The sequence below is a fragment of the Rhodobacter sp. SY28-1 genome, assembly GCF_005222785.1.
GTDB lineage: Bacteria > Pseudomonadota > Alphaproteobacteria > Rhodobacterales > Rhodobacteraceae > Tabrizicola.
Genome location: NZ_STGH01000001.1, coordinates 434,525 through 458,881, shown reverse-complemented (window position 1 = coordinate 458,881; position 24,357 = coordinate 434,525). Strand labels below are relative to the sequence as shown.

General features: G+C 66.5%; 33 protein-coding genes and 1 riboswitch. Of the genes, 26 read left to right on the top strand and 7 right to left on the bottom strand.

Annotated features, from left to right (window positions below; genetic code table 11):
- Window positions 1-2: 2 nt before the first annotated feature.
- Together E8M84_RS02305 and cobJ are read left to right on the top strand one after the other, a co-directional pair.
- Window positions 3-734, top strand: a complete 732-nt coding sequence (locus E8M84_RS02305) for a precorrin-2 C(20)-methyltransferase (protein WP_137110805.1) — start codon at window positions 3-5, stop codon at window positions 732-734.
- Window positions 731-1,465 (top strand): precorrin-3B C(17)-methyltransferase, encoded by a 735-nt coding sequence (gene cobJ / locus E8M84_RS02300; protein WP_137109554.1) that lies wholly within the window; start codon window positions 731-733, stop codon window positions 1,463-1,465. The genes E8M84_RS02305 and cobJ overlap by 4 nt, the downstream gene beginning before the upstream one ends.
- A gap of 59 nt (window positions 1,466-1,524) precedes the next feature.
- On the opposite strand, the gene E8M84_RS02295 is transcribed toward cobJ, so the two are convergent.
- A complete protein-coding gene (locus tag E8M84_RS02295) occupies window positions 1,525-2,256 on the bottom strand; it encodes a cobalt-precorrin-6A reductase (RefSeq protein WP_137109553.1) in 732 nt (243 codons plus the stop codon).
- On the opposite strand from E8M84_RS02295, the gene cbiE reads away from it, so the two are divergent.
- The 8 genes from cbiE (at window position 2,255) to E8M84_RS02255 (ending at window position 9,300) form a co-directional block, all read left to right on the top strand.
- Window positions 2,255-3,424, top strand: coding sequence for a precorrin-6y C5,15-methyltransferase (decarboxylating) subunit CbiE (gene cbiE / locus E8M84_RS02290; RefSeq protein ID WP_137109552.1), 1,170 nt, complete (start codon window positions 2,255-2,257; stop codon window positions 3,422-3,424). The two genes, E8M84_RS02295 and cbiE, sit on opposite strands and share 2 nt — an antisense overlap.
- Window positions 3,421-3,780: a cobalamin biosynthesis protein gene (locus E8M84_RS02285; protein ID WP_137110804.1), complete on the top strand. Its 360-nt coding sequence runs from the start codon at window positions 3,421-3,423 to the stop codon at window positions 3,778-3,780. The genes cbiE and E8M84_RS02285 overlap by 4 nt, the downstream gene beginning before the upstream one ends.
- Complete coding sequence (cobM, locus tag E8M84_RS02280; protein WP_137109551.1) at window positions 3,777-4,562, top strand: precorrin-4 C(11)-methyltransferase; 786 nt, start codon at window positions 3,777-3,779, stop codon at window positions 4,560-4,562. Before E8M84_RS02285 ends, cobM begins: the two co-directional genes overlap by 4 nt.
- Window positions 4,559-5,875, top strand: a complete 1,317-nt coding sequence (locus E8M84_RS02275; protein WP_137109550.1) for a cobyrinate a,c-diamide synthase — start codon at window positions 4,559-4,561, stop codon at window positions 5,873-5,875. Before cobM ends, E8M84_RS02275 begins: the two co-directional genes overlap by 4 nt.
- The gene (cobA, locus tag E8M84_RS02270; RefSeq protein ID WP_137109549.1) at window positions 5,872-6,600 is read left to right on the top strand and encodes a uroporphyrinogen-III C-methyltransferase; all 729 of its coding nucleotides are present in this window, start codon (window positions 5,872-5,874) and stop codon (window positions 6,598-6,600) included. Before E8M84_RS02275 ends, cobA begins: the two co-directional genes overlap by 4 nt.
- A 43-nt stretch (window positions 6,601-6,643) precedes the next feature.
- A riboswitch (cobalamin riboswitch) is annotated at window positions 6,644-6,863 on the top strand.
- A 32-nt stretch (window positions 6,864-6,895) separates the two neighbouring features.
- The gene (locus E8M84_RS02265; RefSeq protein WP_137109548.1) at window positions 6,896-7,567 is read left to right on the top strand and encodes an energy-coupling factor ABC transporter permease; all 672 of its coding nucleotides are present in this window, start codon (window positions 6,896-6,898) and stop codon (window positions 7,565-7,567) included.
- Between the two features lie 55 nt (window positions 7,568-7,622).
- Complete coding sequence (cobF, locus tag E8M84_RS02260; protein ID WP_137109547.1) at window positions 7,623-8,363, top strand: precorrin-6A synthase (deacetylating); 741 nt, start codon at window positions 7,623-7,625, stop codon at window positions 8,361-8,363.
- Window positions 8,356-9,300 carry a phosphotransferase enzyme family protein gene (locus E8M84_RS02255; RefSeq protein WP_137109546.1) on the top strand — a complete coding sequence of 315 codons (945 nt, stop codon included), beginning with the start codon at window positions 8,356-8,358 and terminating at the stop codon, window positions 9,298-9,300. The genes cobF and E8M84_RS02255 overlap by 8 nt, the downstream gene beginning before the upstream one ends.
- A gap of 64 nt (window positions 9,301-9,364) precedes the next feature.
- On the opposite strand, the gene E8M84_RS02250 is transcribed toward E8M84_RS02255, so the two are convergent.
- Complete coding sequence (locus E8M84_RS02250; RefSeq protein WP_240790264.1) at window positions 9,365-10,252, bottom strand: DMT family transporter; 888 nt, start codon at window positions 10,250-10,252, stop codon at window positions 9,365-9,367.
- Window positions 10,252-11,136: a LysR family transcriptional regulator gene (locus E8M84_RS02245; RefSeq protein ID WP_137109545.1), complete on the bottom strand. Its 885-nt coding sequence runs from the start codon at window positions 11,134-11,136 to the stop codon at window positions 10,252-10,254. The genes E8M84_RS02250 and E8M84_RS02245 overlap by 1 nt, the downstream gene beginning before the upstream one ends.
- Window positions 11,137-11,263: 127 nt before the next feature.
- Between E8M84_RS02245 and E8M84_RS02240 the strand changes: the two genes are divergently transcribed.
- The 16 genes from E8M84_RS02240 to E8M84_RS02165 all read left to right on the top strand — a co-directional run bounded on the left by E8M84_RS02240 (window position 11,264) and on the right by E8M84_RS02165 (window position 22,255).
- The gene (locus tag E8M84_RS02240) at window positions 11,264-11,797 is read left to right on the top strand and encodes a hypothetical protein (RefSeq protein WP_137109544.1); all 534 of its coding nucleotides are present in this window, start codon (window positions 11,264-11,266) and stop codon (window positions 11,795-11,797) included.
- A gap of 63 nt (window positions 11,798-11,860) precedes the next feature.
- Window positions 11,861-12,745 carry a glycosyltransferase gene (locus E8M84_RS02235; RefSeq protein WP_137109543.1) on the top strand — a complete coding sequence of 295 codons (885 nt, stop codon included), beginning with the start codon at window positions 11,861-11,863 and terminating at the stop codon, window positions 12,743-12,745.
- 193 nt (window positions 12,746-12,938) lie between these two features.
- A complete protein-coding gene (ffh, locus tag E8M84_RS02230; RefSeq protein ID WP_137109542.1) occupies window positions 12,939-14,456 on the top strand; it encodes a signal recognition particle protein in 1,518 nt (505 codons plus the stop codon).
- Window positions 14,453-14,995, top strand: a complete 543-nt coding sequence (locus E8M84_RS02225) for a GNAT family N-acetyltransferase (protein WP_137109541.1) — start codon at window positions 14,453-14,455, stop codon at window positions 14,993-14,995. Before ffh ends, E8M84_RS02225 begins: the two co-directional genes overlap by 4 nt.
- Window positions 14,992-15,519, top strand: a complete 528-nt coding sequence (locus E8M84_RS02220; protein ID WP_137109540.1) for a GNAT family N-acetyltransferase — start codon at window positions 14,992-14,994, stop codon at window positions 15,517-15,519. The genes E8M84_RS02225 and E8M84_RS02220 overlap by 4 nt, the downstream gene beginning before the upstream one ends.
- A complete protein-coding gene (locus tag E8M84_RS02215; RefSeq protein ID WP_137109539.1) occupies window positions 15,516-16,154 on the top strand; it encodes a GNAT family N-acetyltransferase in 639 nt (212 codons plus the stop codon). The genes E8M84_RS02220 and E8M84_RS02215 overlap by 4 nt, the downstream gene beginning before the upstream one ends.
- Window positions 16,151-16,447 carry a chorismate mutase gene (locus tag E8M84_RS02210; RefSeq protein WP_137109538.1) on the top strand — a complete coding sequence of 99 codons (297 nt, stop codon included), beginning with the start codon at window positions 16,151-16,153 and terminating at the stop codon, window positions 16,445-16,447. The genes E8M84_RS02215 and E8M84_RS02210 overlap by 4 nt, the downstream gene beginning before the upstream one ends.
- Before the next feature lie 40 nt (window positions 16,448-16,487).
- A complete protein-coding gene (gene rpsP, locus E8M84_RS02205; protein WP_137109537.1) occupies window positions 16,488-16,841 on the top strand; it encodes a 30S ribosomal protein S16 in 354 nt (117 codons plus the stop codon).
- Window positions 16,831-17,478, top strand: coding sequence for a 5,6-dimethylbenzimidazole synthase (gene bluB / locus E8M84_RS02200; RefSeq protein ID WP_394347394.1), 648 nt, complete (start codon window positions 16,831-16,833; stop codon window positions 17,476-17,478). The genes rpsP and bluB overlap by 11 nt, the downstream gene beginning before the upstream one ends.
- Window positions 17,478-17,981 (top strand): ribosome maturation factor RimM, encoded by a 504-nt coding sequence (rimM, locus tag E8M84_RS02195; RefSeq protein ID WP_137109535.1) that lies wholly within the window; start codon window positions 17,478-17,480, stop codon window positions 17,979-17,981. Before bluB ends, rimM begins: the two co-directional genes overlap by 1 nt.
- 60 nt (window positions 17,982-18,041) lie before the next feature.
- Window positions 18,042-19,010 carry a hypothetical protein gene (locus E8M84_RS02190; protein ID WP_137109534.1) on the top strand — a complete coding sequence of 323 codons (969 nt, stop codon included), beginning with the start codon at window positions 18,042-18,044 and terminating at the stop codon, window positions 19,008-19,010.
- A gap of 44 nt (window positions 19,011-19,054) precedes the next feature.
- Complete coding sequence (trmD, locus tag E8M84_RS02185; protein ID WP_137109533.1) at window positions 19,055-19,858, top strand: tRNA (guanosine(37)-N1)-methyltransferase TrmD; 804 nt, start codon at window positions 19,055-19,057, stop codon at window positions 19,856-19,858.
- 256 nt (window positions 19,859-20,114) lie between these two features.
- Window positions 20,115-20,489 (top strand): 50S ribosomal protein L19, encoded by a 375-nt coding sequence (rplS, locus tag E8M84_RS02180; protein WP_137109532.1) that lies wholly within the window; start codon window positions 20,115-20,117, stop codon window positions 20,487-20,489.
- 11 nt (window positions 20,490-20,500) lie between these two features.
- Entirely contained in the window at window positions 20,501-20,722 is a 222-nt protein-coding gene (gene rpmE, locus E8M84_RS02175; protein WP_137109531.1) for a 50S ribosomal protein L31, read from the top strand.
- 110 nt (window positions 20,723-20,832) lie between these two features.
- Window positions 20,833-21,330, top strand: coding sequence for a hypothetical protein (locus E8M84_RS02170; protein WP_137109530.1), 498 nt, complete (start codon window positions 20,833-20,835; stop codon window positions 21,328-21,330).
- Between the two features lie 115 nt (window positions 21,331-21,445).
- Entirely contained in the window at window positions 21,446-22,255 is an 810-nt protein-coding gene (locus tag E8M84_RS02165; RefSeq protein ID WP_137109529.1) for a division plane positioning ATPase MipZ, read from the top strand.
- Here the strand turns inward: E8M84_RS02165 and E8M84_RS21380 are convergent.
- From E8M84_RS21380 to E8M84_RS02150, 4 genes are all read right to left on the bottom strand, one after another.
- Window positions 22,224-22,397 (bottom strand): hypothetical protein, encoded by a 174-nt coding sequence (locus E8M84_RS21380; protein WP_170971823.1) that lies wholly within the window; start codon window positions 22,395-22,397, stop codon window positions 22,224-22,226. The two genes, E8M84_RS02165 and E8M84_RS21380, sit on opposite strands and share 32 nt — an antisense overlap.
- 150 nt (window positions 22,398-22,547) lie before the next feature.
- Entirely contained in the window at window positions 22,548-23,345 is a 798-nt protein-coding gene (locus E8M84_RS02160; protein WP_137109528.1) for a GH25 family lysozyme, read from the bottom strand.
- 72 nt (window positions 23,346-23,417) lie between these two features.
- Window positions 23,418-23,921: an EF-hand domain-containing protein gene (locus E8M84_RS02155; protein WP_137109527.1), complete on the bottom strand. Its 504-nt coding sequence runs from the start codon at window positions 23,919-23,921 to the stop codon at window positions 23,418-23,420.
- Window positions 23,922-23,985: 64 nt separating this feature from the next.
- A complete protein-coding gene (locus tag E8M84_RS02150) occupies window positions 23,986-24,330 on the bottom strand; it encodes a carboxymuconolactone decarboxylase family protein (protein ID WP_137109526.1) in 345 nt (114 codons plus the stop codon).
- Window positions 24,331-24,357: the final 27 nt, after the last annotated feature.

Below are 24,357 nucleotides of genomic sequence, written 5' to 3'. Positions count from 1 at the left end.
CCATGGGTCGCGTGATCTGTGCGGGCCTCGGCCCCGGCGACCCGGACCTGATGAGCCTCAAGGCCGCCCGCACCATCGGACAGGCGAAGCACGTCGCCTATTTCCGCAAGGAAGGCCGCGCGGGACAGGCCCGCCGGATCGTGGAAGGCATGCTGAACCCGCAGGCCATCGAATATCCGATGGAGTACCCGGTCACGACCGAGCTTCCCTTCGACAGCCCCGGCTACATCGACGCTCTGGCGCATTTCTACGACGACTGGGCGCACCGCCTTGCCACCCTTGCCGCGACCGAGGATGTTGTCGTCCTCTGCGAAGGTGACCCCTTCTTCTACGGCAGCTTCATGCACCTCCATTCCCGCCTGCAGGGCCGCGTGACCGTGGAAGTGATCCCCGGCATCACCGGCATGACCGGCTGCTGGAACGCCACCGACACGCCGATCACCTGGGGCGATGACGTGCTCACAGTCCTCATGGGCACACTGCCCGAAGAGGACCTCGTGCGCCACATGTCGAATGCCGACGCGCTGGTGGTGATGAAGACCGGCCGCAACCTGCCCCGCGTCCGCCGCGCGCTGGAGCGGACGGGTCGGCTGGAGCAGGCCTGGCTCGTCGAACGCGGCACGATGCCCAACCAGCGCGTCGCCCGGCTGGCGGAGGTCGACCCGAACGACTGCCCCTACTTCGCCATCGTCCTCGTCCACGGCCACGGTCGCCGCCCGGAGATCCTGGAATGAGCGGCTGGCTCGCCATTGCCGGCCTCGGGCCGGGGGACGACCGTCTGGTCACTCCCGAAGTATCCGCCGCGTTGGCCGAAGCAACGGACGTGGTCGGCTACATCCCCTACGTCGCCCGCGTCGCCCCGCGGCAAGGCCTGACCCTGCACCCCTCCGACAACCGGGTGGAGCTTGACCGCGCCCGCGCAGCGCTGGAAATGGCTGCTGCTGGCCGGAAAGTTGTAGTCGTCTCCTCGGGCGACCCCGGCGTCTTCGCCATGGCGAGCGCCGTCTTCGAGGCGCTGGAAGGCCGTACGGACTGGCAGGCCCTGGACATTCGCGTGTTGCCCGGCATCACCGCGATGCTCGCCGCCGCCGCCGCCGCCGGTGCGCCGCTCGGCCATGATTTCTGCTGCATCAACCTCAGCGACAACCTGAAACCCTGGGAGGTGATCGAAACCCGCCTCCGCCATGCCGCCCGTGCCGATTTCGCGATGGCCTTCTACAACCCCCGTTCGGCCTCACGTCCCCAGGGGTTCACGAAAGCCCTGGCCACCCTGCTTCAGGAATGCGGCCCCGACCGACTGGTCACCTTCGCCCGCGCCGTCTCGACCCCCGAGCAGCGCCTCACGACCGTCACGTTGGGCGAAGCCACGCCCGAAATGGCTGACATGCGCACCGTGGTCATCGTCGGCAACTCCGCCACCCGCCGGGTCGGACGTTGGGTCTATTCGCCCCGGAGCGTGACATGAGCGCAACCAAAATCCTTAGAAGGATTTTGCCAGACTTTTCGAAAAGTCTGGGTCCCGGCTCAGCCGTTCAGCCAGGCCATGACCGCTTCGACGCTTCGCGCCACCTGCCGTTTTGGCACAAGGGGCCGGTCGATCAGGATCACCGGAAGACCCAACTCTCGTGCCGCGACAAGCTTCGCCTCGGCCCCCACACCGCCCGCATTCTTGGCGACGATCACCTCGATCCGCTGGGCCTGCAGCAGCGCAAGGTCTCCCTCGACCGTGAAGGGACCCCGAGCAATCACCGCCTCGGCGCGGGGCAGAGCAAGCGGTTCGGTCGGCGGGTCAACCAGCCGCAAGAGGTAGTGATGCTGCGGGGCGTTGTCGAAGGCGTTCAGGTTCTGGCGGCCGATGGCGAGGAACACCCGACGCGGAGCCTCTCCCAGCGCGGCCACTGCTCCGGGAAGGTCCGGGACATGGGTCCAGCGGTCGCCCTTGACGGCAGCCCAGGGCTCCCGCTCCAGCGCGATCATGGGGATTCCTGTCGCCGCGCAGGCTTCCACCGCGTTACGGCTCATCTGTGCCGCGAAAGGATGAGTGGCGTCGATCACATGGGTGATGCTCTCGTCCGTCAGGTGGGCCGCCAGCCCCTCCACGCCGCCAAACCCACCCACCCGCACCGGCAGCGGCTGCGGCACCGGACTTTCCGTGCGGCCCGCATAGGAATAGATCGCATCCACCCCCGCCTCGGCCAGCGCGCGGGCCATGGCTGCGGCTTCGGTTGTGCCGCCCAGAAGAAGGACGCGGGGCATGGCTGATCCCTGGCTGACGATCATCGGTCTGGGCGAAGATGGACCGGAGGGCCTGTCGCCCGCAAGTCGCGCCGCGCTGGACACCGCCACCGCAATCTTCGGCGGCCCGCGTCACCTTGCACTTGTGGACGCCGGGGACAAGGGTCACCCCTGGCCCATTCCCTTCGACGCCACCCCCGTCCTCGCCCATCGCGACCGTCCCACTGTCGTCCTCGCTTCCGGCGATCCGTTCTGGTTCGGCGCGGGCGGCAGCCTGATGGCCCATCTCCAGCCGGGAGAATGGGTGTCGCACCCCGCCCCCTCGACCTTCCAGCTCGCCGCGAACCGGCTGGGCTGGCGGCTTGAGGAGATGCTGACCCTCGGCCTCCACGCCGCCCCCTTCTCCCGCCTCCGTCCGGTCCTTGGCAAAGGCGTCCGCGTGATCTGTACCCTGCGTGACGGCGCGGCGGTTGGCGAACTTGCCGTCTGGCTGCGCGAGAATGGCCACCCCAACGCCCGACTCACGGTCCTCGAGCGCCTCGGCGGCACGCACGAACGCGTCACACAGGGCCTGCCCACCGAGCCCGTCGGTGCCCCGGTCTCTGCCGCCATCGAGGCCACCGATTCCGGGCTGCCGCAAGCCTCTGGCCTGCCGGACGAGGTGTTCCAGCACGACGGCCAGATCACCAAGAGCCCTGTCCGCGCGCTGACGCTTTCTGCCCTCGCCCCGCGTCCGGGCGAAGTGCTGTGGGACATCGGCGCAGGTTCCGGGTCCATCGGAATCGAATGGCTTCTCGCCGGGGGCGCCCGTGTCGAGGCGTTGGAGGCCGACCCCACCCGCGCCGCCCGCGCCCGGGGCAATGTCGAAGCCTTCGGCCTGTCGCACCGCCACCGCCTGACCGAGGCCCGCGCGCCCGACGGACTGGCGGACCTTCCCACGCCGGATGCCGTCTTCATCGGTGGCGGGGCGTCGGACGACCTCCTCACCCGGCTTTGGGAACTCATCCCCCCCGGCAGGCGCCTTGTCATGAACGCGGTGACACTGGAAACCGAGGCCCTCGTCCTGGCTTGGTCCGCCCGCCACGGGGGCAGCCTTCTCAAGATCGAACTGTCGGAGCCCACCCCCCTCGGCCGCAAGCGGGGCTGGAAATCGGCCTTGCCCATCCTGCAATGGAGCGTCACCCGATGATCGTCGCAGGCTTTGGCTTCCGGTCGGAGGTCACCCTCGCAGCGCTGCAAGACGCCCTCGCACGGGCAGGTGGCGCGCAGGGCGTGACCCATCTGGCGACACTTGCGGCAAAGGCCGATGGGCTGGGGCCGCTTGCGATGGCATTGGACCTGCCGATCATCGCCCTGGACCTCACGGCCTTGCACGGCGTTCCGACACCGACCCGGTCCGACCGGGTTGAAAAGATGTTCGGCACCGGATCAATCGCAGAAGCGGCGGCGCTTGCAGCGGCAGGACCGGGTGCTCGATTGCGGGGGCCGCGAGTGGCTTCGTCCGACGGCACAGCGACAGCGGCCATAGCGGAGAGTGCGATATGACTGTCCATTTCATCGGGGCGGGACCGGGTGCTCCGGACCTTCTGACCTTGCGCGGACGCGACCTGATCGCCGCGTCGCCCGTGTGCCTCTACGCCGGCTCTCTCGTGCCCGAGGGCGTGCTGTCGCATTGCCCGCCCGGCTGCCGCATCGTGAACACCGCGCCCCTGTCACTGAACGAGATCATGGCCGAGATCGCCCAGGCGCATGCGGCGGGGCAGGACGTGGCGCGGCTTCATTCCGGGGACCTGTCGGTCTGGTCGGCGATGGGCGAGCAGCTGCGGCGGTTGCGGGACCTCGGCATCCCCTATGACGTGACGCCGGGTGTCCCCTCCTTCGCGGCGGCTGCGGCGGCCCTTGGGGTCGAGCTGACCTTGCCGGGCCTGGCGCAGTCCGTGGTCCTGACCCGCACCGAAGGCCGGGCCACGCAGATGCCGTCCCGCGAAACCCTGCCCGCCTTTGCCTCCACCGGAGCGACGCTGGCCTTGCACCTGTCGATTCACCTGATCGACAAGCTGACCGCCGACCTGATTCCCCATTATGGCGCGGACTGCCCCGTGGCCGTCGTCTGGCGCGCCTCATGGCCAGACCAGCGGATCATCCGGGCGACGCTTTCCACCCTGAAAGCCTCGGTCCCCGAGGAGGTGGAGCGCACCGCCCTGATCCTTGTCGGCCCCGCGCTGGCGCAGGAGGGGTTCGAGGAAAGCCGCCTCTACGCCGGCGACTATGACCGCCGCTACCGACCCGTCGGCACGCATCCGCGCTTCCCCGGGACTGGCAGATGACCCCCGGCCTTCTCATCGCGGCACCCGCCTCGGGCACCGGCAAGACAACGGTCATGCTGGGCCTGCTGGCGGCTTTCCGCGAGAGGGGGCTTCAGGTCCAGCCGTTCAAGAACGGGCCGGACTACATCGACCCGGCGTTTCACCGGGCGGCATCGGGACGCGAGAGCTTCAACCTCGACTCCTGGGCGATGCCGGGTGCGATGCTGGACGGGATGCTGGTCGCCGCTGAGGGGGCGGATATGGTGCTGGCCGAAGGCTCGATGGGTCTGTTCGACGGGGTGGCCGCGCCGGGGGCGACCGGGAATGGTGCCTCGGCGGACCTTGCGGCGCGGATGGGTTGGCCGGTGGTGCTGGTGATCGACGCCTCCGGTCAGGCGCAGACGGCGGCGGCGGTGGCGCAGGGGCTGGCGCGGTTCCGACCGGGCGTCACCGTGGCGGGCGTGATCCTGAACCGCATCGCTTCGCCCCGCCACGAGGCGCTGATCCGCACCGGGATGGAGGAGGCGGGCCTGCCTGTCCTTGGCGTCCTGCCGAAGCGCGCGGCCATCGCCATGCCGGAACGCCACCTTGGGCTGGTGCAGGCCGAGGAACAGCCCGCGCTGCAGTCCCTGATTGCCGAGGCGGCGCAATTGATGCGTGAGGGCGTCGATCTCGACGCCCTCATCGCCGCTGCGAGGACGACCGCAGGATCAGCGCCCCCCGCAAGGATCACCCCGCCCGGCCAGCGCATCGCCCTGGCTCGGGATGCCGCTTTCAGCTTCGTCTACCCCCATCTCCTGCACGGCTGGCGCGCGGCGGGGGCCGAGGTGCTGCCCTTCTCGCCCCTCAATGATGAAGCCCCCGACCCGACCGCCGATACCTGCTGGCTTCCCGGCGGCTACCCGGAACTGCACGGACCCACACTGGCCAATGCCGACCGCTTCCGCACCGGCCTGCAGACCTTTGCCGAGAACAGGCCCGTCCACGGCGAATGCGGGGGCTACATGGCGATGGGCGAGGCAATCGTGGACAAGGACGGCACGCGGCACCGGATGGCGGGGCTTCTGGGTCTGGTGACCAGCTTCGAGAAGCGGAAGATGCACCTTGGCTACCGGCTGGCCACCCTGGCGCAGCCGATCCCCGGGCACTCTGCGGACCGGCTCCTGCGCGGTCACGAGTTCCATTACTCCACGATCCTGGATCAACCCGACGCCCCGCTGGCGCAGGTCACCGACGCAACCGGGGCCAAGGTCGCAGAAACCGGCTCCACTCGACTCCAGCGCGGCGGCGGGCTATCGACCGGCACCTTCTTCCACCTGATCGCAAGCGCATGACCGGTTTCGTCTCCTTCGTCTCTGCCGGACCCGGCGACCCGGACCTTCTGACCGTCAAGGCGGTGAAGGCGTTGGGCCGGGCCGATGCGGTCCTGTTCGACGACCTCTCCTCTGGTCCGATCCTGGCACTGGCCAAACCCGGGGCCGACATGGTGGGTGTCGGCAAGCGGGCAGGTCGCGCCTCGCCCAAGCAGGACCACGTCAGCCGCCTTCTGGTGGACTACGCCTTGACCGGCGCCCATGTCGTCCGCCTGAAATCCGGCGACTCGGGCATCTTCGGACGCCTTGAAGAAGAACTGACCGCTGTCCGCGCTGCGGGGATTCCTTGCGAGATCATCCCCGGCGTGACCTCGGCCTCGGCCGCAGCCGCCGCCGCGGGCATCCCGTTGACCCGCCGCCAGCACGCCCAGCGCGTCCAGTTCATCACCGCCGCCGATGTCACAGGCAACCTGCCCCCCGGCCTGAACATGGCAGCGCTGGCCGACCCGCAGGCAACCACCGTCATCTACATGGGCAAGCGCACCTTCCCCGCACTGGCGGCCGCGCTGATCGCCCACGGCCTGCCGCCCGATACGCCCGCACTTCTGGCCGAAGCTGTCTCGACGCCCGAGCAGACCCTGCACCGCTCCACCGTCGCTGCCCTTGCCGCATCGCTGGCCGAAGACCGCTCGACCCTGCCGGGCCTCATCCTCGTCGGCAACCTGGCGGACGGCGTCGGCGACTGATCCGGCAACGTCGCGTTCCGCCTTGCCGCCCTGACCTGAACGGCGCAGAGTGGATTGGCAAGGTGTCCCACACACACGCAAAGCGTCGGGACTGAAACGGGAATGAGGAGCGGGCCGACCCTTGCGGGGGCCCGTGACATCAGCCGCCCCCGCGACTGTCAGCGGTGAGCGGGTCCAGCATCGCCACTGCCCCAAGGGGCGGGAAGGCAAGGGCCCGCCGCGATCCGCCAGCCAGGAGACCGGCCCTGCATGAACGTGAAACCGCCGTCGGGTGTGACGGTCAGGAGGGACAGACATGCATATTGAACCGGGCCTCGTTGACGGGGCCAAGATCGCGCTCAGCTACGCCACGGCCGCTGCCGCTGGTGCCACCGCACTTTACCACGTCACCAAGGCCAGCCGCGAAGGCAGCATCGCCTCGGTCGCCGTCCGGTCGCTGATCGCGACTGTGGGCGTCTTCATCTTCTTCGAGGTCCTGCCGCACTTCCCCGTGGGCGTCAGCGAGGTCCACTTCATCCTCGGCTCGACCCTGTTCCTGATCCTTGGCGCGGGACCTGCCGCCATCGGGCTGGCCATGGGCCTTCTGATCCAAGGGCTTCTCTTCGCGCCCTTCGACCTGCCGCAGTACGGGATGAACCTGACCACGCTTCTCGTGCCGCTCTTCGCGCTGCACGAACTGGCCAAGCGGGTCATCGCGCCGGGCACGGCCTATGTCGATCTTGAATACAAGCAGGTCCTCGCGCTTTCGACCGTCTATCAGGGCGGGGTTGTCGCCTGGGTGGCCTTCTGGGCGATCTACGGCGCGGGCTTTGGGGCTGCGAACCTGTCGGCCATCGGGACCTTTGGCGTCGCCTACATGGCTGTCGTCCTGATCGAACCGCTGGCCGACCTTGCCGTGCTGGCCGGGGCCAAGGCTCTGAAGGGCAATGGTTCGCCCCTTGTGACCCCGCGCCTCTACGCGGCCTGAAACCAGTTGGCGCGGCCTTGGCCTTGGGGCCGCGCCTCTGATAAAGCCCATGCCCATGACCACGCTTCACCTCATCGGCATCGGCACCGGCAATCCGGACCATGTAACCGGACAGGCCATCCGCGCGCTGAACGGGGCCGACCTGATCCTGATCCCGCGCAAGGGCACGGCGAAGTCCGACCTTGCCGAAGTGCGCGAACACATCCTGTCGCGCGTCCTGACCACCCCCGTCCCCGTCGCCGCCTATGACGTTCCGCAGCGCGCCGACCAGGACGACTACCTTGGCGCGGTGAACGACTGGCACGACGCCATCGCCAAGGTCTGGGCCGAGACGATCGCTGCCCATCCGGGTGCAACCAACGTCGCGCTGATGGTTTGGGGCGACCCCTCGCTTTACGACAGCACCCTGCGCATCGCCGCCCGCCTGACGGGCATCAGCGTCAAGGTGATCCCCGGCATCACCAGCCTGCAGGCCCTCACCGCCGCCCATGCCATCCCGCTGAACACCCTTGCCGCGCCGGTGACCATCACCACCGGCCGACAACTGCGTGACAACGGCTGGCCCCACGGCGCGACGACCCTTGCGGTGATGCTGGACAAGGGCGGCGCCTTCACCACCCTGCCGCCCGACACCGAAATCTGGTGGGGTGCCTATGTCGGAATGCCGGAGGAGACGCTGATCCACGGCCCCCTGTCGCAGGTTTCAGACGAAATCCTTGCCACCCGCGCCCGCCTGCGGGCCGAACACGGCTGGATCATGGACATCTACCTCCTGCGCCGGGGCGGCGATGTCTGACCTGATCGCCCGGGCACTGCCCGTCTACGGCCTGCCCGAAGACACTCCGCTCACCCTTCTCAACCGGTCCGAAAACGAAACCTGGCGCGCGGGCGACCTGATCCTGCGTCTCCATCGCCAAGGCTACCACACCAAACCCGAGATCGCCTCGGAACTCGCCTGGCTGACGGCCCTGCAAGACCTCCCCGGCCTGAACGTCGTCCGTCCAGTTGCTGGCGCGCAGGGGTTGGTGACACAGGTTGACCACCGTTTCGTCGTCGCCTTCGCTCCGATCACAGGCCAGGAACTGCAACCCGGCGACGACCTCGCCCGCTGGTTCGCACCTTTGGGAGAAATCACCGCCCGCCTGCACCTGCAGTCCCGGCAATGGACCCCGCCCGCAGGCTTCACCCGCAAGCGCTGGGATGTCGAGACGATCCTCGGCCCCAACCCGCACTGGGGTGACTGGCGGCAAGCCCAGGGCCTTGAAGCGAGAGGCGAAGCCCTGCTCACCCGCGCCACGGAGCTGCTCGGCGCAAAGCTGCACGCCTACGGCACGGGACCCGAGACATTCGGCCTGATCCACGCCGACCTGCGCCTTGCGAACCTGATGGTGGACGGCGACCGCTTAACCGCCATCGACTTCGACGACTGCGGCTTTGGCTGGTGGGCCTACGACCTTGCCTCGGCCCTCAGCTTCATCGAAACCGACCCGCGCCTGCCCGACCTGATCGCCGCCTGGGTAGAAGGCTACACCCGCATCGCGCCCTTGCGCGCCGAGGACCGGGCGATGATCCCCTCGCTGATCTTCCTGCGCCGGGTTTTGCTGACCGCCTGGCTTGCGACGCGGGCAGACAGCGACACCGCACAAGGGTTTGGCGGTCCGGCCTACACGCATGGCACGCTGGACTTGGCCGAACGCTACCTCACTGATGGGCTGGCAGAGTTCCTCGCCTGACCGCTCCTCGTTCGCCTTCGGCTTCTCGTCGCAAGCGAGGAGGGACCACGTCCCCGACGAGCCGCTACTCCTTCAGCAAAAGCCCCAGCGCCAGCACCGTCATCGCCACACCCACCAGCACCAGCCCCGGCTGCACCAGACCATGCAGCACGATCTCCCACAGCGCGACCCAGCTGGGCACCAGATAGGTATAGGCCATTACCTTCGCCGCCGGCAGCCGCAGCGAGGCGTATTGCAGCAGGACAAAGGTCATCGCGCTTGCCGCCACCGCCACATAGACCAGCGTGACCCAGACGATCCACGGCAGCGCCGCCCAGTCCGTCGCGACCAGCGCGGGCCAGGCATACAGCGCCAGCAGCACCGTCCCCGCCACCATCATCCCGAAGGTGAACACCACCGCCGGCTCGCCCCGGTTCAGCTTGCGGATCAGCGGGGCGTAGGCAGCATGGGCCACGCAACCGACGAAATAGATCGCCTCGCCCCGCCCGACCTGAAACGCCATGAGCGCCCCAAGGTCGGCCCGGAAGATTACCCACAAAGCCCCCGCGCCGCCCACGGCCAACGCCAGGGCCATCCGACCCGTCAGCCTTTGCCGCAGGAAAAGCCAGCCGAATCCCGCAGCCATCACCGGGGTCAGCGTGAACACGGCCGCGGCCGAAACCGGCGCCGCCGTCTTCAACCCCTCGAACATCAGCACGAAATAGGTGCCCATCAGGCCGCCCAGCACCAGATAGCGCCAGGGTGCCGCCCAGGCCTGCCGCGGGATGCCGGTCGTCAGCACGGCCGCCGCGCCCACCAGCGCCCCCGCCAGGACGAACCGCACCGCCGTCACGGCGCCAGGGTCGATGAACGGCGCCGCCAGCACGCCCAGCGAGAACGACCCCGCGACCAGCGCCGAGAACGCCAGCATCGCCAGATGCCCGCGCGCGGGCTGGGACAGGCGGGCAAGCATCAGGTGCAGGACTTCCAGTCCTTCGCCGATTCCTTCAGATGCGTCAGGAACGCCTGCACCTTCTTCGTCCGGTGCAGATCGACATGGGTGACGATGCGCAGCGGAGAATCCCAATCGGGACGCGACGGCAGGATCTCGACAAGGTTCGGATCTTCGGCCGCCCGGAACACCATCATGAACCCGATCCCGATGCCGTTGCGGATCGCAAGCTCCATTGCCGGTGCTTCGGTGGCGGCAAAAGCGATCTGGTCGGGATGCACCGTCGCCCGCAGCCAGCGGTGGAACGGCGCGCGGGTCACCTCGGCATCGGTGCAGACAAAGCGATGGCCGTCGAACTCGGCCTCGGAGGCCGGACGACCGAACCGCTCGACATAGGAACGCGATGCATAGAGCCCCGCGTTGATCCGGGTCAGCGGCTGCACCACGTTGTCCGGCTCTTCCGGCCCGGCCCCGGCGCGGATCGCGACATGGGCCTCGCCATAGTCCAGCCGGAACACGCGCATGTCGGTCAGGAACCGCACACGGACGTCCGGATACTTCTCCTGAAAGCTGGTGATGACCGGGATCAGCAGATCGGACACCCCGGCAATCGACGTGACCACCAGCTCGCCCGAAACCGTCTCGCCCTGACCTTTGATCCGGCTGACCAGATGGGCGAACTGCTCTTCCGTCGTCTGCGCCACCGACAACAGGTCCCGCCCCGGTTCGGTCGGCGTGTAACCCCTTGCGTGGCGCTGGAACAGCTTGACCCCCAGCCGCTTCTCCAGCGCGTCGATATGGCGGATCACCGTCGCATGGTGGACCCCAAGCACTTCGGCCGCCCCCGAAACCGTGCCCAGCCGGGCGACCTGAAACGCGGTGCGGATCTCGTCCCAGTTTTCCATGACGCCCCCGATTGCTCTGTGCGGATTTGCACATCAACCCGATTCAGCGCCGGATACAAGAGGGCCGATTGACGGCTTCGCCTCCGCCCCGCCATGCTGCACCCCTGCATCAATCCGGAGTCCGCCCGTGAAGGTCATCGAACGCACGCCCGACCGTCTGGTCCTGCGCGACGTGCCCCTGCGTGCGGGCCTGTTCCTGCTTGCCGTTGCCCTGTTTCCGATGCTGTGGGGCTGGGCCCTGTTCCGGGCAGGAGAGCCGACAGGCGGCCTGGCCCTGTTCGGGATCGGGCTGCTTCTGCTGTTCGGCTGCTTCGGCGTCTTCGTCAGGGTGCATCGCATCACGCTCGACCGCGCGCGCGATATCGTCGAGATCACCGAGACCGGCATCCTCGGCCGCCGCCGCACGCAGCATGTCCTCCGCGACCTGCACGGTGCAACGCTGCAATCGATGGTCATCAAGCGCAAACCCGGCGACCGCGACCGCAGGGCCGGGTCAGGGTGGGTGCCGGAACCCCGGGTCTGGCGGGCGGCACTTGTGCATCGCAACGGTCACGCCGTGCCCCTGTCCAATGTCTATGGCAGCGAAAAATCGGCCGGCATTGCCGCCTCGGCGATCAATGCCTGGTTTGGCTCCCCGCCACCCGACAGCACCAAGGGCTGACCGCTTGACTTGACGCGCAAGTTTGTAGCTCTTGACCGCCAGTGATCACAGGGAGAGACGCGCGTGTTCGAACAACGGGCGATTTACGGCCATATCCGCTTTTCGTTCTACGGTCTGACCGACACGCGCACCCAGCCCGACGAAGACGGGGCCGCACTGGCCCGGCTTTATGACGAGACGCGCATGGCGCGCAGGTTCTTCCTGTTCGAGAACCTGACGCTGCCCAGCCTGATGCATCAGACTGACAAGGACTTCCGCACCGTCATCATGTCGTCCGAAGTGATGCCCGACCGCTTCAAGGAACGGCTCAGCGCGCTGGCGGCGAAACTGCCCGGCGCCGTGGTCGAGTATTCGCACCACCAGCGCGGCGACCTCGCCTTCCACAAGTACATGGTCGAGGCTTCGGGCTACAAGGGACGCGCCAATTCGGTGCATTTCCGGCTGGACGACGACGATGCGGTGTCCGTGAACTACATCGCCCGCCTGCGCGAAGTGACACGGATCCTGTCACCCTCGACCCATGTCACCTTCCCGACGGGCGTCTTCGTCTTCCCGGCCAGCGCGACCGAGGCGGTGGGCGTGTCGATGGTCCAGCAGCGCTATCTGACCGCCATCGGCCTGGCCACCGTGAACGGGCCAAGCTTCCAGAAGAACCCGTTCCAGATGCAGCACGGCAATGTCTGGACCCGCTGGCCGGTCATCTCGGACCCCGGCTTCTGCTCGCACATCCGCAGCCAGCATTTCGAGAATGACTCCGGCGCGATGCAGGACCGCATCCTTGGTGCCGTCCAGCGCGAACGCAACAGTCGCCGTGGCCGCCGCCATGCCTCGGCGGTGGACCGGCGGCTGGCCGAAACCTTCCCCTGGATCGACCGTGAAAAGCTTGACGGCCTGATTGGCCGCTGCGAAGCGGTGAAGTCGTTGGCCGACCTGCCGCCGGTGACGTGACCCTTCCTGCTTGACTCGCGCCCACACCGGGCGTATCCGCCACGCTGAATTCCCCGGAGGCACATGCTTCCGGTCCCTTGGGCATTGCCCGGGATCGCCATCCGTCAGCGCGTCTGCGCCCACGGGTGCCTTTCCGCTTTGCGCCTTGGCTTCGCCGCCCCATATCGGGGCAAACGTCTGAAAGGGTGACGCGATGTTCGAAAGTCTCTCCGAACGCCTTGGCGGCGTCTTCGACCGGCTCACCAAGCAGGGCGCCCTGTCCGAGGCCGACGTCGTCACCGCTCTGCGCGAGGTCCGCGTGGCCCTCTTGGAGGCTGACGTCTCCCTCCCCGTCGCCCGCGACTTCATCAAGCGCGTCACCGAAAAGGCCACCGGGTCCGCGGTGACGAAGTCGATCACCCCCGGCCAGATGGTCGTGAAGATCGTCCATGACGAACTGATCCGCGTTCTGGCCGGTGACGACACCCCCGAGGCGCTGAAGATCGACAACCCGCCCGCGACGATCCTGATGGTCGGTCTGCAGGGTTCGGGCAAGACCACGACCACGGCCAAGCTGGCCAAGCGGCTGAAGGAAAAGAACGGCAAGAAGGTCCTGCTGGCGTCCCTCGACACCAACCGCCCCGCCGCGATGGAGCAACTGGCGATCCTCGGCACCCAGATCGGCGTCGACTCGCTGCCCATCGTGAAAGGCGAAACCGCCGTCCAGATCGCCAAGCGCGCCAAGACGCAAGCCAACCTCGGCGGCTATGACGTCGTCTTCCTCGACACCGCCGGACGCCTCCACATCGACGAAGTCCTGATGGACGAGGTCCAGGCCGTCCGCGACATCGCCCAACCGCGCGAAACGCTGCTGGTGGTCGACGGCCTCACCGGCCAGGACGCCGTCAACGTCGCCACTGAATTCGACGGCAAGGTCGGCATCTCCGGCGTCGTCCTCACCCGGATGGATGGCGACGGTCGCGGCGGTGCCGCCCTGTCGATGCGCGCCATCACCGGCAAGCCCATCCGCTTTGTCGGCCTTGGCGAGAAGATGGACGCCATCGAACCCTTCGAGGCCGAACGCGTCGCGGGCCGCATCCTTGGCATGGGGGACATCGTCGCCCTCGTCGAAAAGGCGCAGGAGACGTTCGAAGCCGAACAGGCCGAACGCATGGCCAAGCGTTTCGCCAAGGGCCTGTTCAACATGAACGACCTGAAGATGCAGCTCGACCAGATGCTGAAGATGGGGGGCATGCAGGGCCTGATGGGCATGATGCCCGGCATGGGCAAGATGTCCGCCCAGGCCGAGGCTGCGGGCCTGAACGACAAGATGCTCCACCACCAGATTGCCCTCATCAACTCGATGACCAAGAAGGAACGCGCGAACCCTGATCTTCTGGCCGCCTCTCGCAAGAAGCGCATCGCCGCTGGCGCGGGCCTCGACGTCGCCGATCTCAACCGCCTGCTGAAACAGCACAAGCAGATGGCGGACATGATGAAGAAGATGGGCAAGGGCGGCATGATGAAGAACATGGTCAAGCAGTTCCTTGGCAAGGGGGGCATGCCCGACCCCTCGAAGATGTCGCCCGAGCAACTGGCCGAGATGGCCAAGGGCATGCAGCAGGGCGGCGGCCTTGGCGGCATGGGCGGCGGCCTGCCCCCCGGCATGGGCGGCCTCCCGCGCGGGATCACGCTGCCTGCGGGCCTCTCGGGACTGATGAAGAAGAAATGATCCATCTCATCGCGCGCCAGTTTGACGATGCCGTGCCGGTCCTTCGGACCGAGCGACTTGTCCTGCGCGCGCCCCGGCCCGACGACTTCGACGCTTACGCGACCTACTACGCCGAAGACCGCAGCCGCTTTACCGGCGGCCCCCTGGACCGACCCACCGCCTGGCGCGCCTTTGCCGCCCAGATCGGTCACTGGCACCTGCGCGGCTACGGTCTCTGGACCGTCACCGATGCGACGGAGGCTCCGGTCGGCCATGTCGGATTCTGGAATCCGGAAGGCTGGCTGGAACGCGAAATCGGTTGGGCGCTTTATCCCGGCCATGAAGGCAAGGGCTATGCGTATGAGGCCGCCATGGCAGCCCGCACCCACGCCTATACCGTGCTGGGTTGGGGACCGCTGACCTCGGTCATCGCGCCGGGCAACGACCGGTCCATCGCGCTCGCCGTGCGCATGGGGGCAACCTTCGAACGCGACTGGGTCTCCCCCTCGGGCAAGCCCGCGCTGATCTACCGCCATCCCGGCCCAGGGGGCGCGGCATGACCTATACCTTCGCGTTGCCCATCCCGACGCTGACCACCGACCGCCTGATCCTCCGCGAACCGCGTGAGGGTGACTTTGCCGCCATGCTCGCCTTCAACGACAGCCCCCGCGCTGGCTTTGTCGGTGGTGGCGTGCCCCGCCAGCAGATCTGGCGCGGGCTTCTGGCCAACATCGGCCATTGGGCGCTGCGCGGGCATGGGTTTTACTCGGTCGACACCAAGGCGGGCGACTTCATCGGCCGCGTCGGCGTGATCTTTCACGACGGCTGGGATGAACCGGAACTCGGCTGGCATCTGTTCGACGGCCACGAAGGCCACGGCTACTGCGTCGAGGCCGCCCGCGCTGCAAAGGCCGACTACCATGCCCGGCTGAGCCACGCGCCGCTGATCAGCTACATTGACCCGGCAAACCCGAAGTCCGAGGCCGTGGCAAAGCGCCTTGGTGCTACTCCGGAACGCGAGAAGGTCTTCTTCGACAAGACCATCAACGTCTGGCGTCATACTGGACCGGAGGTCCTGGCATGACGTCGCGCGCCCCGCATGAAATCGCCATCCCCGGCCCGGCCGCCACCTTCGCGGCCACGCTGTCCGGCATGCTCCCGGAGATCGAGACCGCGCGCCTGCGACTTCGCGCGCCAACCCTCGCCGATTTCGACGCCTGGGCCGAGATCTTCACCGGCCCCGCAGGCCCACATCTGGGCGGACCTTTCGACCGTGACGACGCCTTCACCGAATTCGCCGCCAGCTGCGGCCTCTGGCTGCTGCGCGGCCATGGTCTGTGGACCGTTGAACGCAAGGCTGGGGGTGACCCGCTTGGCTTTGTCCTGATCGGCTTCGAACCCGGCGACCAGGAGCCGGAGCTGGGCTACCTGTTCCGCCCCTCGGCGGAAGGGCAGGGCTACGCCACCGAGGCCGCCCGCGCGCTGCGCGACCATGCCTTCGTGGCGATGGGGATGGACCGGGTGGTCAGCTACATCGACCCGGCCAATCCCCGCTCGATCTGCGTCGCCGAACGGCTTGGTGCGACGCGGTCCGCGGATTTCGACGGGGCGCAGGTCTGGGTCCACACGCCCGTTGCGCCGAAGGCCGGACATACGCGCGTGCATACGCCCGGTATACCGAAAACAGACGCAATGCAGACGTCGAAAAGGGGGGACTGATGGACGCCGCAACCCGCGCATCCGAACTGCTGAAGGACCATCGCGCCTCGATCGACCGGCTTGATGCGATCCTTGTCTATACGCTTGCCGAACGGTTCAAGCACACCCAGGCCGTCGGCCGGCTGAAGGCCGAACACGGCCTTCCTCCCTCCGACCCCGACCGCGAGTCGCGCCAGATGGCGCGGCTCCACCAGCTTGCAACCGAGGCCGACCTCGAACCCGAGCTGGCCAAGAAATTCCTGACCTTCATCATCTCCGAAGTCATCAGGCATCACGAGAAACTGCAGAAATAACAGGGGCTTGCCCCGTTACCAGCCAAATAGGAGTAACATCATGGCTATGAAAATCCGTCTCGCGCGCGGTGGTTCCAAGAAGCGCCCGTTCTACTCGATCGTCGCCTCCGACTCGCGCATGCCGCGCGACGGCCGCTTCCTTGAAAAGCTCGGCACCTACAACCCGCTGCTGGCCAAGGACGACGAAAAGCGCGTCGTCATGAACATGGAGCGCGTGCAGCACTGGCTGTCGCAGGGCGCCCAGCCGACCGACCGGATCGCCCGCTTCCTGGAAGCCGCCGGCGCCCGCCCGAAGGCCGCCCGCAACAACCCCAAGACCGGCACACCCGGCAAGGCGATGGCCGAGCGCGCCGCCAAGAAAGCCGCCCGCGCCGCCGAACCGGCTGCCGAGTAACATTTTGACCGGCCAGTTCAGCCCTGCCTTTCGGGCCGAGCTGGCCGGGCTCATGCGGTGGCGGCGTGATGTGCGCCGCTTCCGCACCGATCCGGTTCCCGAAGACCTGCTTGCCCGCGGCCTGCAGGCCTTTGCCTTGGCACCGTCCGTGGGCCTGTCGGAACCCTGGCGCATTCTCCGGGTCCAATCGGCCCAGGCCCGTGCCGCCTGCCTTGCCAACTACCGCGACTGCAACGCCCAGGCACTGGCCTGTCAATCAGACGACCGCGCGGCCGTCTACGCCCGACTGAAACTCTCCGGCATGACCGAGGCTCCGGTGCACCTCGCCGTGTTCAGCGACGACTCGACGCCCAAGGGCCACGGCCTTGGGGCCGCGACCATGCCCGAGACCCGCGCCTATTCCGTTGTTGGCGCGATCATCCAACTCTGGCTCGCACTCCGGGCCGAGGGCCTCGGCCTCGGCTGGGTCTCCATCCTGGACCCCACCCGCCTCGCCCGGGACCTTGACGTCCCGGCCAACTGGCGTTTCATCGGATATCTCTGCATCGGTTGGCCCGAGGAGGACAATACCGTGCCCGAACTGGAACGCGCCGGCTGGGAAATCCGCGCTGCCGCTCTGCACCTGGAGACACGCTGATGTCCGACCTGATCTGCATCGGTGCCATTGCTGGGGCGTTCGGCGTCTCGGGAGAGGTCCGGCTCAAGTCCTTCTGTTCCGAACCCACCGACATCGGCGCCTACGGTCCGCTGTTTGACGAGGGTGGCGAACGCGAGTTCCAGATCACCCTGACCCGACCCGTTGCGGGCGGATTCGGGGCCAGGATCAAAGGCATAGCGACAAAGGAGCAGGCCGATGCCCTGCGGGGCACCAGCCTGTTCGTGCCCCGCGACCGGCTGCCGTCCCTGCCGGATGATGAGTTCTACCACGCCGACCTGATCGGCCTGTCCGCCTTTGACACGGGTGGTGCGCAGATCGGAAAAGTCACCGCCGTTTACAACCATGGGGCGGGTGATATCCTCGAAATATCGCCCACTGGTCATAAATCGGCCCTGCTTTTGCCCTTTACCACGGCAATCGTGCCCAATGTCGATTTGGCCGCTGGACGCGTTGTTGTCGATCTGCCGGAAGAATCCGACTGATCTTCTGGCCTGCCTGGGCCGGGACTGGCAATTGGGAAAGGGTGGAACATGCTTACGCGCATGCGCCTTGTGAAGGGTGCGACGGCACTGCTCTACATCGGGCCGCTGATTGCCGGGCTCTGCGGCTTTGGCTGGAGCATGGTCGCCCCCTTCACCGCAATCTTCGTCGTCTGGCTCATGGTCCTGCGTCCCGAACAATGGCCCGCCTCGCCCGAGGAATGGCTGAGCGGCAGCGCCTGGCTTGCGGCCCTGGCCCAGGTGCTGTCGCAGATCGTCCTGGTCGCTGTCCTGTTCGGCATCGGTCGCGGGTTGGGCGGCCTGGCCGATATCGGTTTGGTTTCGGTCAATCCGGTCCTGCCGCTTTCGGTGTCGTTCATTGCCATCCCGCTGTGTCGCATGCTGTGGGATTCGCACGAGGCGGCGAGCCTTGGCTACTTTCTGGATGACGAGGCCGAAACAGCCTATGGCCAAAGCGCGGCAGGCGATGCGGCCCGGGCAATCATTCCCCTGCTGAACCTGCCCGATTCCGCCCCTGATACCCAGGTCAGCACCGCCGTTGCCGATACTCTTGCCGTCGTGACTGCCGACCTGCGGCTGGATGCGCTTTGCGCTGCATTGGCCAAGCCGGATCGCAGCCATGCTGCCTTGCGCCGGGCGCTGGTCCTCTGGGCGACCGAGCCTGAAATCGTCGCCCCCGGCCTGATTCCCGAAGGCATGGCGAAGGCCTTCACCATCGCCAACGGCAATCCGGATGTCCTGCGGCTTTATGTGCCGCGTGCCGTCGCGTTGCTGGCTGCCTTCCCGAACCGGGCCACGGACTTCCCCACCCCGCAAGACCTGCGCGATGCGGCCGAAGCCGATCTCGACCCTGGCCAGGACCTGCCTGCCCATCTGCAGGCCGATCTGCGAGATGGGCTGCATGCGCTGGCCCGCTCGATCGAGAACGCCCTGTCCTCCGGCGCTGCTCCGGTCGCGCGCCCTGCGGTCGACGCGGTTCGCCCGGCAAAGGTCAGTGCGCGCCACGCCTGACGCGGGACTTCCCAGACCGGGCGTTTCACGCTAAGCCCCGCGCCATGTCCGACGCCCCAGATACCCCGAGAAGCCATGGTCGCCTGCAGGTCCGCGCCAGCCTGCAGCCGCGCGACCTGATGGAGGAACCCCGGCTCGTCAAGGGCGCCTTCACGGCCAAGATCATCACCCTGTTCCCCGAGGCCTTCCCCGGAACGCTGGGCCTGTCACTGACCGGCAAGGCGCTGGACTTCGGCCTCTGGCAGCTTGAGACCATCGACTTGCGCACCTTCGGCGAAGGCAAGCACCGCAACGTCGACGACACTCCTGCAGGCGGCGGCGCGGGCATGGTCCTGCGCGCCGACGTGGTCGATGCCGCCTTCCGCCACGCCCGCATCGGCACCCCCGTCGACCGCGCCCGCTGGCCTGTGATCTACCTCTCCCCGCGCGGCGCGCCCTTCACGCAAGGCACCGCCCGCCGTCTCGCCCAGGCCGAGGGGCTGACGATGCTTTGCGGCCGCTTCGAAGGCGTCGACCAGCGCGTCCTCGACCACCACCAGGTCGAAGAGATCTCCTTGGGCGACTTCGTCCTGACGGGCGGAGAGATCGCCGCCCAGGCAATCCTTGACGCCACCGTCCGCCTGATCCCCGGCGTCCTCGGCAATGCCGCCTCGACCGAGGAGGAAAGCTTTTCCGACGGCCTTCTCGAACACCCGCAATACACCCGTCCCTCCGTCTGGGAGGGGCAGGAGATTCCGTCCGTCCTGCAATCCGGCAACCATGCCGAAATCGCCAAATGGCGGAAGGCCGAAGCCGAGGCGCTGACCCGCACCCGTCGCCCGGATCTGTGGGAGAAACGGGGCCGCTGACCGCGCCGCGACCCTTGACCCGACCGCCCCTTCCCCCTATACGCGCCCAGTCCGGGGTCATCAGGCCCGCGGACCCGATTCCCTTTGCCTGCCTGCCTTCTTCCGCAGGGTCATCGCAGAGGGCGCGGCACACACAAAGCAGGCGCCACCTGCGGCGGGCTTCCTGGGCAACCAGGGGGGACCCGGACGAAGACCGGAAGCTCTGGCGCGGCATCACCTCTGCGGAAAACACCGCAGGCAAAACTGGAGAAAGCGCATGAACCTCATCGCGCAGATCGAGGCGGAGCAGATCGCTTCCCTCGGAAAGACCATCCCGGACTTCAAGGCCGGCGACACCATCCGTGTCGGCTACAAGGTGACCGAAGGCTCGCGTTCGCGCGTGCAGGCCTACGAAGGCGTCTGCATCGGCCGCAAGGGCGGCGCCACGATCGCTGCCTCGTTCACCGTTCGCAAGATTTCGTTCGGCGAAGGCGTGGAACGTGTGTTCCCGCTCTACTCGACCAACATCGATTCCATCGAAGTGGTCCGCCGCGGCAAGGTCCGTCGCGCCAAGCTGTACTACCTGCGCGCCCGTCGCGGGAAGTCGGCCCGGATCGCCGAAGTTACCAACTACAAAGAAAAAGCCGAGTGAGGAGTGGAGCCATGAAAGCCGATACCCATCCCGACTACCACACCATCACCATCAAGATGACCGACGGCTCGACCTACGAGACCCGGTCGACCTGGGGCAAGGACGGCGACACCATGTCGCTGGACATCGACCCGCTGGCGCACCCGGCCTGGACTGGCCAGCAGGCCAAGCTGATGGACACCGGCGGCCGCGTGTCGAAGTTCAAGAACAAGTACGCCGGCCTGGGCTTCTGATACCTGCCTGCGTGAAGATCAAGGGGGGGGGCGCGCCGAATGGTGCGCCCCCACTTCATTTTTTGCCCTTGGCAGAAGTTGAACCAACCATTGCATCCAAGAGATCACTCATGCGCTGGAGTAAACTCAAGCAACTTATCGAAGATGGTTTCGCCGACTCGGTGAAGGGGCGCGTAGAGATCTGGACCACGCGCTATCGTCACTCACATGATCAAGAAGGAGAGTGCTGGATCACCATTGACGGCGTTCGGTTGCACAGCATGGGTTCGATGCGCTTCTTTATCGATGAATGGGAAGCTCAAGGCAGTCCCAATTTCATGGTTGGAGAGAAGACCAGGAAGCGAACCGAAGATGTTGAGGCCGAACTCCATGCCAAGGGTTCGATGGGCCTCTGGTCCGTCAATTCTGCGCTTTTCGATTTTCTATCTAAGCCCATCGAAGAGGTTCTTTCCTCAAGAGTAGCACTTGTGCGTGCCTTGGGAATGCTGGACCGCCGGGTCGGCAAACGTCGACTCGCCGTTCTGGATACGTCCGACGCGCCAGAGTTTGTGAGGGAGCTTCACCGTTTCCGCTGTGCAGTCGAGCGGATCAGACTTCCGCCACTCTAGAAGCAGGCTACGGTCGGATTCATTGCGCAGACCGCCCCCTCCCTTGGGCGAAATCCTGCTTCCCCCTGCCCCCCTGCCCGCATAGAAAGCGCCCGGGACAAGGACAGGGAACAGCATGGCGCGGATCATCGTCGTCGGGAATGAAAAGGGCGGCTCGGGCAAGTCCACCACCTGCATGCACGTCGCCACCGCCCTGTCGCGCCTTGGGCAGAAGGTCGGCGCGCTGGACCTTGACCTGCGCCAGAAATCCTTCGGCCGCTACATCGAGAACCGCCGCGCATACATGGCCCAGGCCGGGCTCAACCTGCCCACACCGGACTACCGCGAACTGCCCGAGGTCGATCCCTCTAGCGTGGCCGACGGTGAGAACGCGCAGGACCTGCGCCTGTCCCGCGCGGTCGAGGCGATGGACGCCGAGATGGACTACATCGTCATCGACTGCCCCGGCAGCCACACCCGCCTGTCACAGGTCGCCCACACCCTTGCCGACACGCTGATTACGCCCCTGAACGACAGCTTTGTCGACTTCGACCTCTTGGCCCGCGTCGATGGCGTTACCGGCAAGATCAAGGGGCCATCAATCTATTCCGAAATGGTCTGGGGTGCGCGCCAGATGCGGGCGCAAGCTGGACTGGCCCCGATCGACTGGATCGTCGTGCGCAACCGGCTTGGCGCCCAAGCGATGCACAACAAGAAGAAGGTGGGCGCGGCACTGGAAGAACTGTCCCGCCGCATCGGCTTTCGGGTGCTGAACGGCTTTTCTGAACGGGTGATCTTCCGCGAACTGTTCCCGCGCGGCCTGACGCTTCTGGACCTCAAGGATACCGGCGTCGATCAGTTGAACCTGTCGAACATCGCTGCCCGGCAAGAGTTGCGCGATCTGATGACCGGCCTCAGATTTCCGTCTCTGGCTGTCGGTTTTTGAAGACCGGGCCACCAAGCCCCTGCTGGTTGACCACACGGATGCGCGTCACCTTCTTCAGGCGCTTCTCGAACGGAGTGTCATCCTCGGTCTTGCGAACACGACCAAGACCCAGTTTCTTCAAAATGCGGATCGTTTTATCCATCTTGGGCGTCCCTTATTCGATGCCCCATTTTTCATCGGCAAGCAGGGCAGGACTAAGGCAGCTTAAGTCAAATGCTGCGTCATGGCTGTGCTATTTTGGCGACAGATTGTCTCCAATCTCGCCACATATAGGGCAGCAAGGCCGGGAATGTCATAGGGATCGTTGTGCCACCCAGTCGGCCCAGGCCTGACGGGACCCCGCGAACACGTTGATGTCGACCGATCCGGCGACACCCGGGATCACCCCTGTCGAGGTGTATTGCCAGAAGCTCCAGGCATTGCCGTCATAGACGCCATGCGGATGATCGGCGACCGAGCGGAGCCAGAATTCCACCCCTTTCAGCCGCCACAGCTCGGTATCGTCGAAGAAGTCGACCGTGGTGTAGATCATCGGCCTCTGGCCGTAATGGCGCTCCAGGATGTCGAGGAAGATCTGTGCTTCCTCACGGATCGTCGCTCCATCGCGGCGGATGGTGCAGGTCGGGCTGGTCGGCGTCCATTCCATGTCCAGAACCGGGGGCAGCGCGCCCGGAGTGCGCGGGACATGCTTGATGAACCAGCGCGCCTGCTCGGCCGCCGGGCGGCAATGATAGAAGAAGTGGTAGGCCCCGCGCTTGACCCCCGCCGCTGCAGCCCCGCGCCAGTGAGCATCAAACATCGGGTCCACCAGGTCGCCGCCCTCGGTCGCCTTGATGAACGCGAAGTTCACCCCGTTGGCCCGCGCCTCGCGCCAGTCGACACTGGTCTGGAACCGTGACAGGTCAATCCCGTGCACGGGATAGCGGTCGGGGGACCGCCCGGGCCAGTCCGTCGGATCACTGTCCGCGAAATTCGCGCTCATCACGGTAATCTCGTCAGGGGAAGTCGCATCAACCCGGCCTGAGCGAGCGCCACAGGCAACAAGGGTCAGGCAAAGCAGGACAAGCGAGAGAAACCGGATCGACTGCATGCCGCGATGGTCTCACGCCGGAGCTGGTCCTGTCATCAGGTAGCGCGGCCCCGGCGGGGAATTCCGCTGACATCAGCGCCCGAAGTCGTCCTCGGTGATCTTGCCGTTGCCGTCGCTGTCCATCATCGCGAACCAGTCCGGCGTGCGTCCGACAAACTCCTCGCGCGAGACCAGGCCATCGCCGTCAGCATCGTTGAAGCCGCGCATCATGCCGCCTTCCGCGCGCATCATGCCCGGTCCCATTCCCTGCCCCATGCCCTTGCCCTGGCCCATTCCTTTGCCCTGGCCCATGCCGACACCGGCCATCGCGCCCATCTCTTCCCGCATCATCTCCTGATCGGCGGCCCGCAACTCGTCAAAGGCGGCGTATTCCTCGGACGACAGCTTTCCGTCCTCGTCCGCATCGAACGAGGTGAAAAGGTTGTCGCGCTTGGTTTGCGCCTCCTCCAGCGTGACGGCCCCGTCGCCGTCGTCATCCCAATTCTGCACGAAATGCGCACCGGGATTGCCCGCTTGGGCGAAAGCTGCACCGGCAAGCGCAAGGGTCAGGGCAGTGGACGTGAGAATCCGTTTCATCATGCATACTCCTTCAAAGGTTTATACATGTATTACGAACCTCCTCCCGGTTTCCGTCGCTGGATCAGGCTGCAGACAATTCGTCCCAACAGGCCAGCGCGTGCCCGGCGTACATCAGCCCCGGCCCGCCGCCCATCTGCACCGCCATGGCCAGAACATCGCCCAGCTCCTCGCGCGTCGCACCCGCCTTCATCAGCGCCTCGACGTGAAAGTTGATGCAAGGCTCGCAGCGCAGGATCACGGACATGCCAAGCGCGATGTATTCCTTCTCCTTCACGCTGAGCGGTCCGTTGTCCTTGACGGCCCTGGACAGCCCGCCAAAACCCTTGGCCGTTTCCGGAACCAGGGCGTTCAGGGCGCGCAACTCCTTGCGCATGTCGGTGATCTTCGTGGCGTAGCCTTCGGTCATCGCGGTCTCCTTTTCCGGCCCACTGCA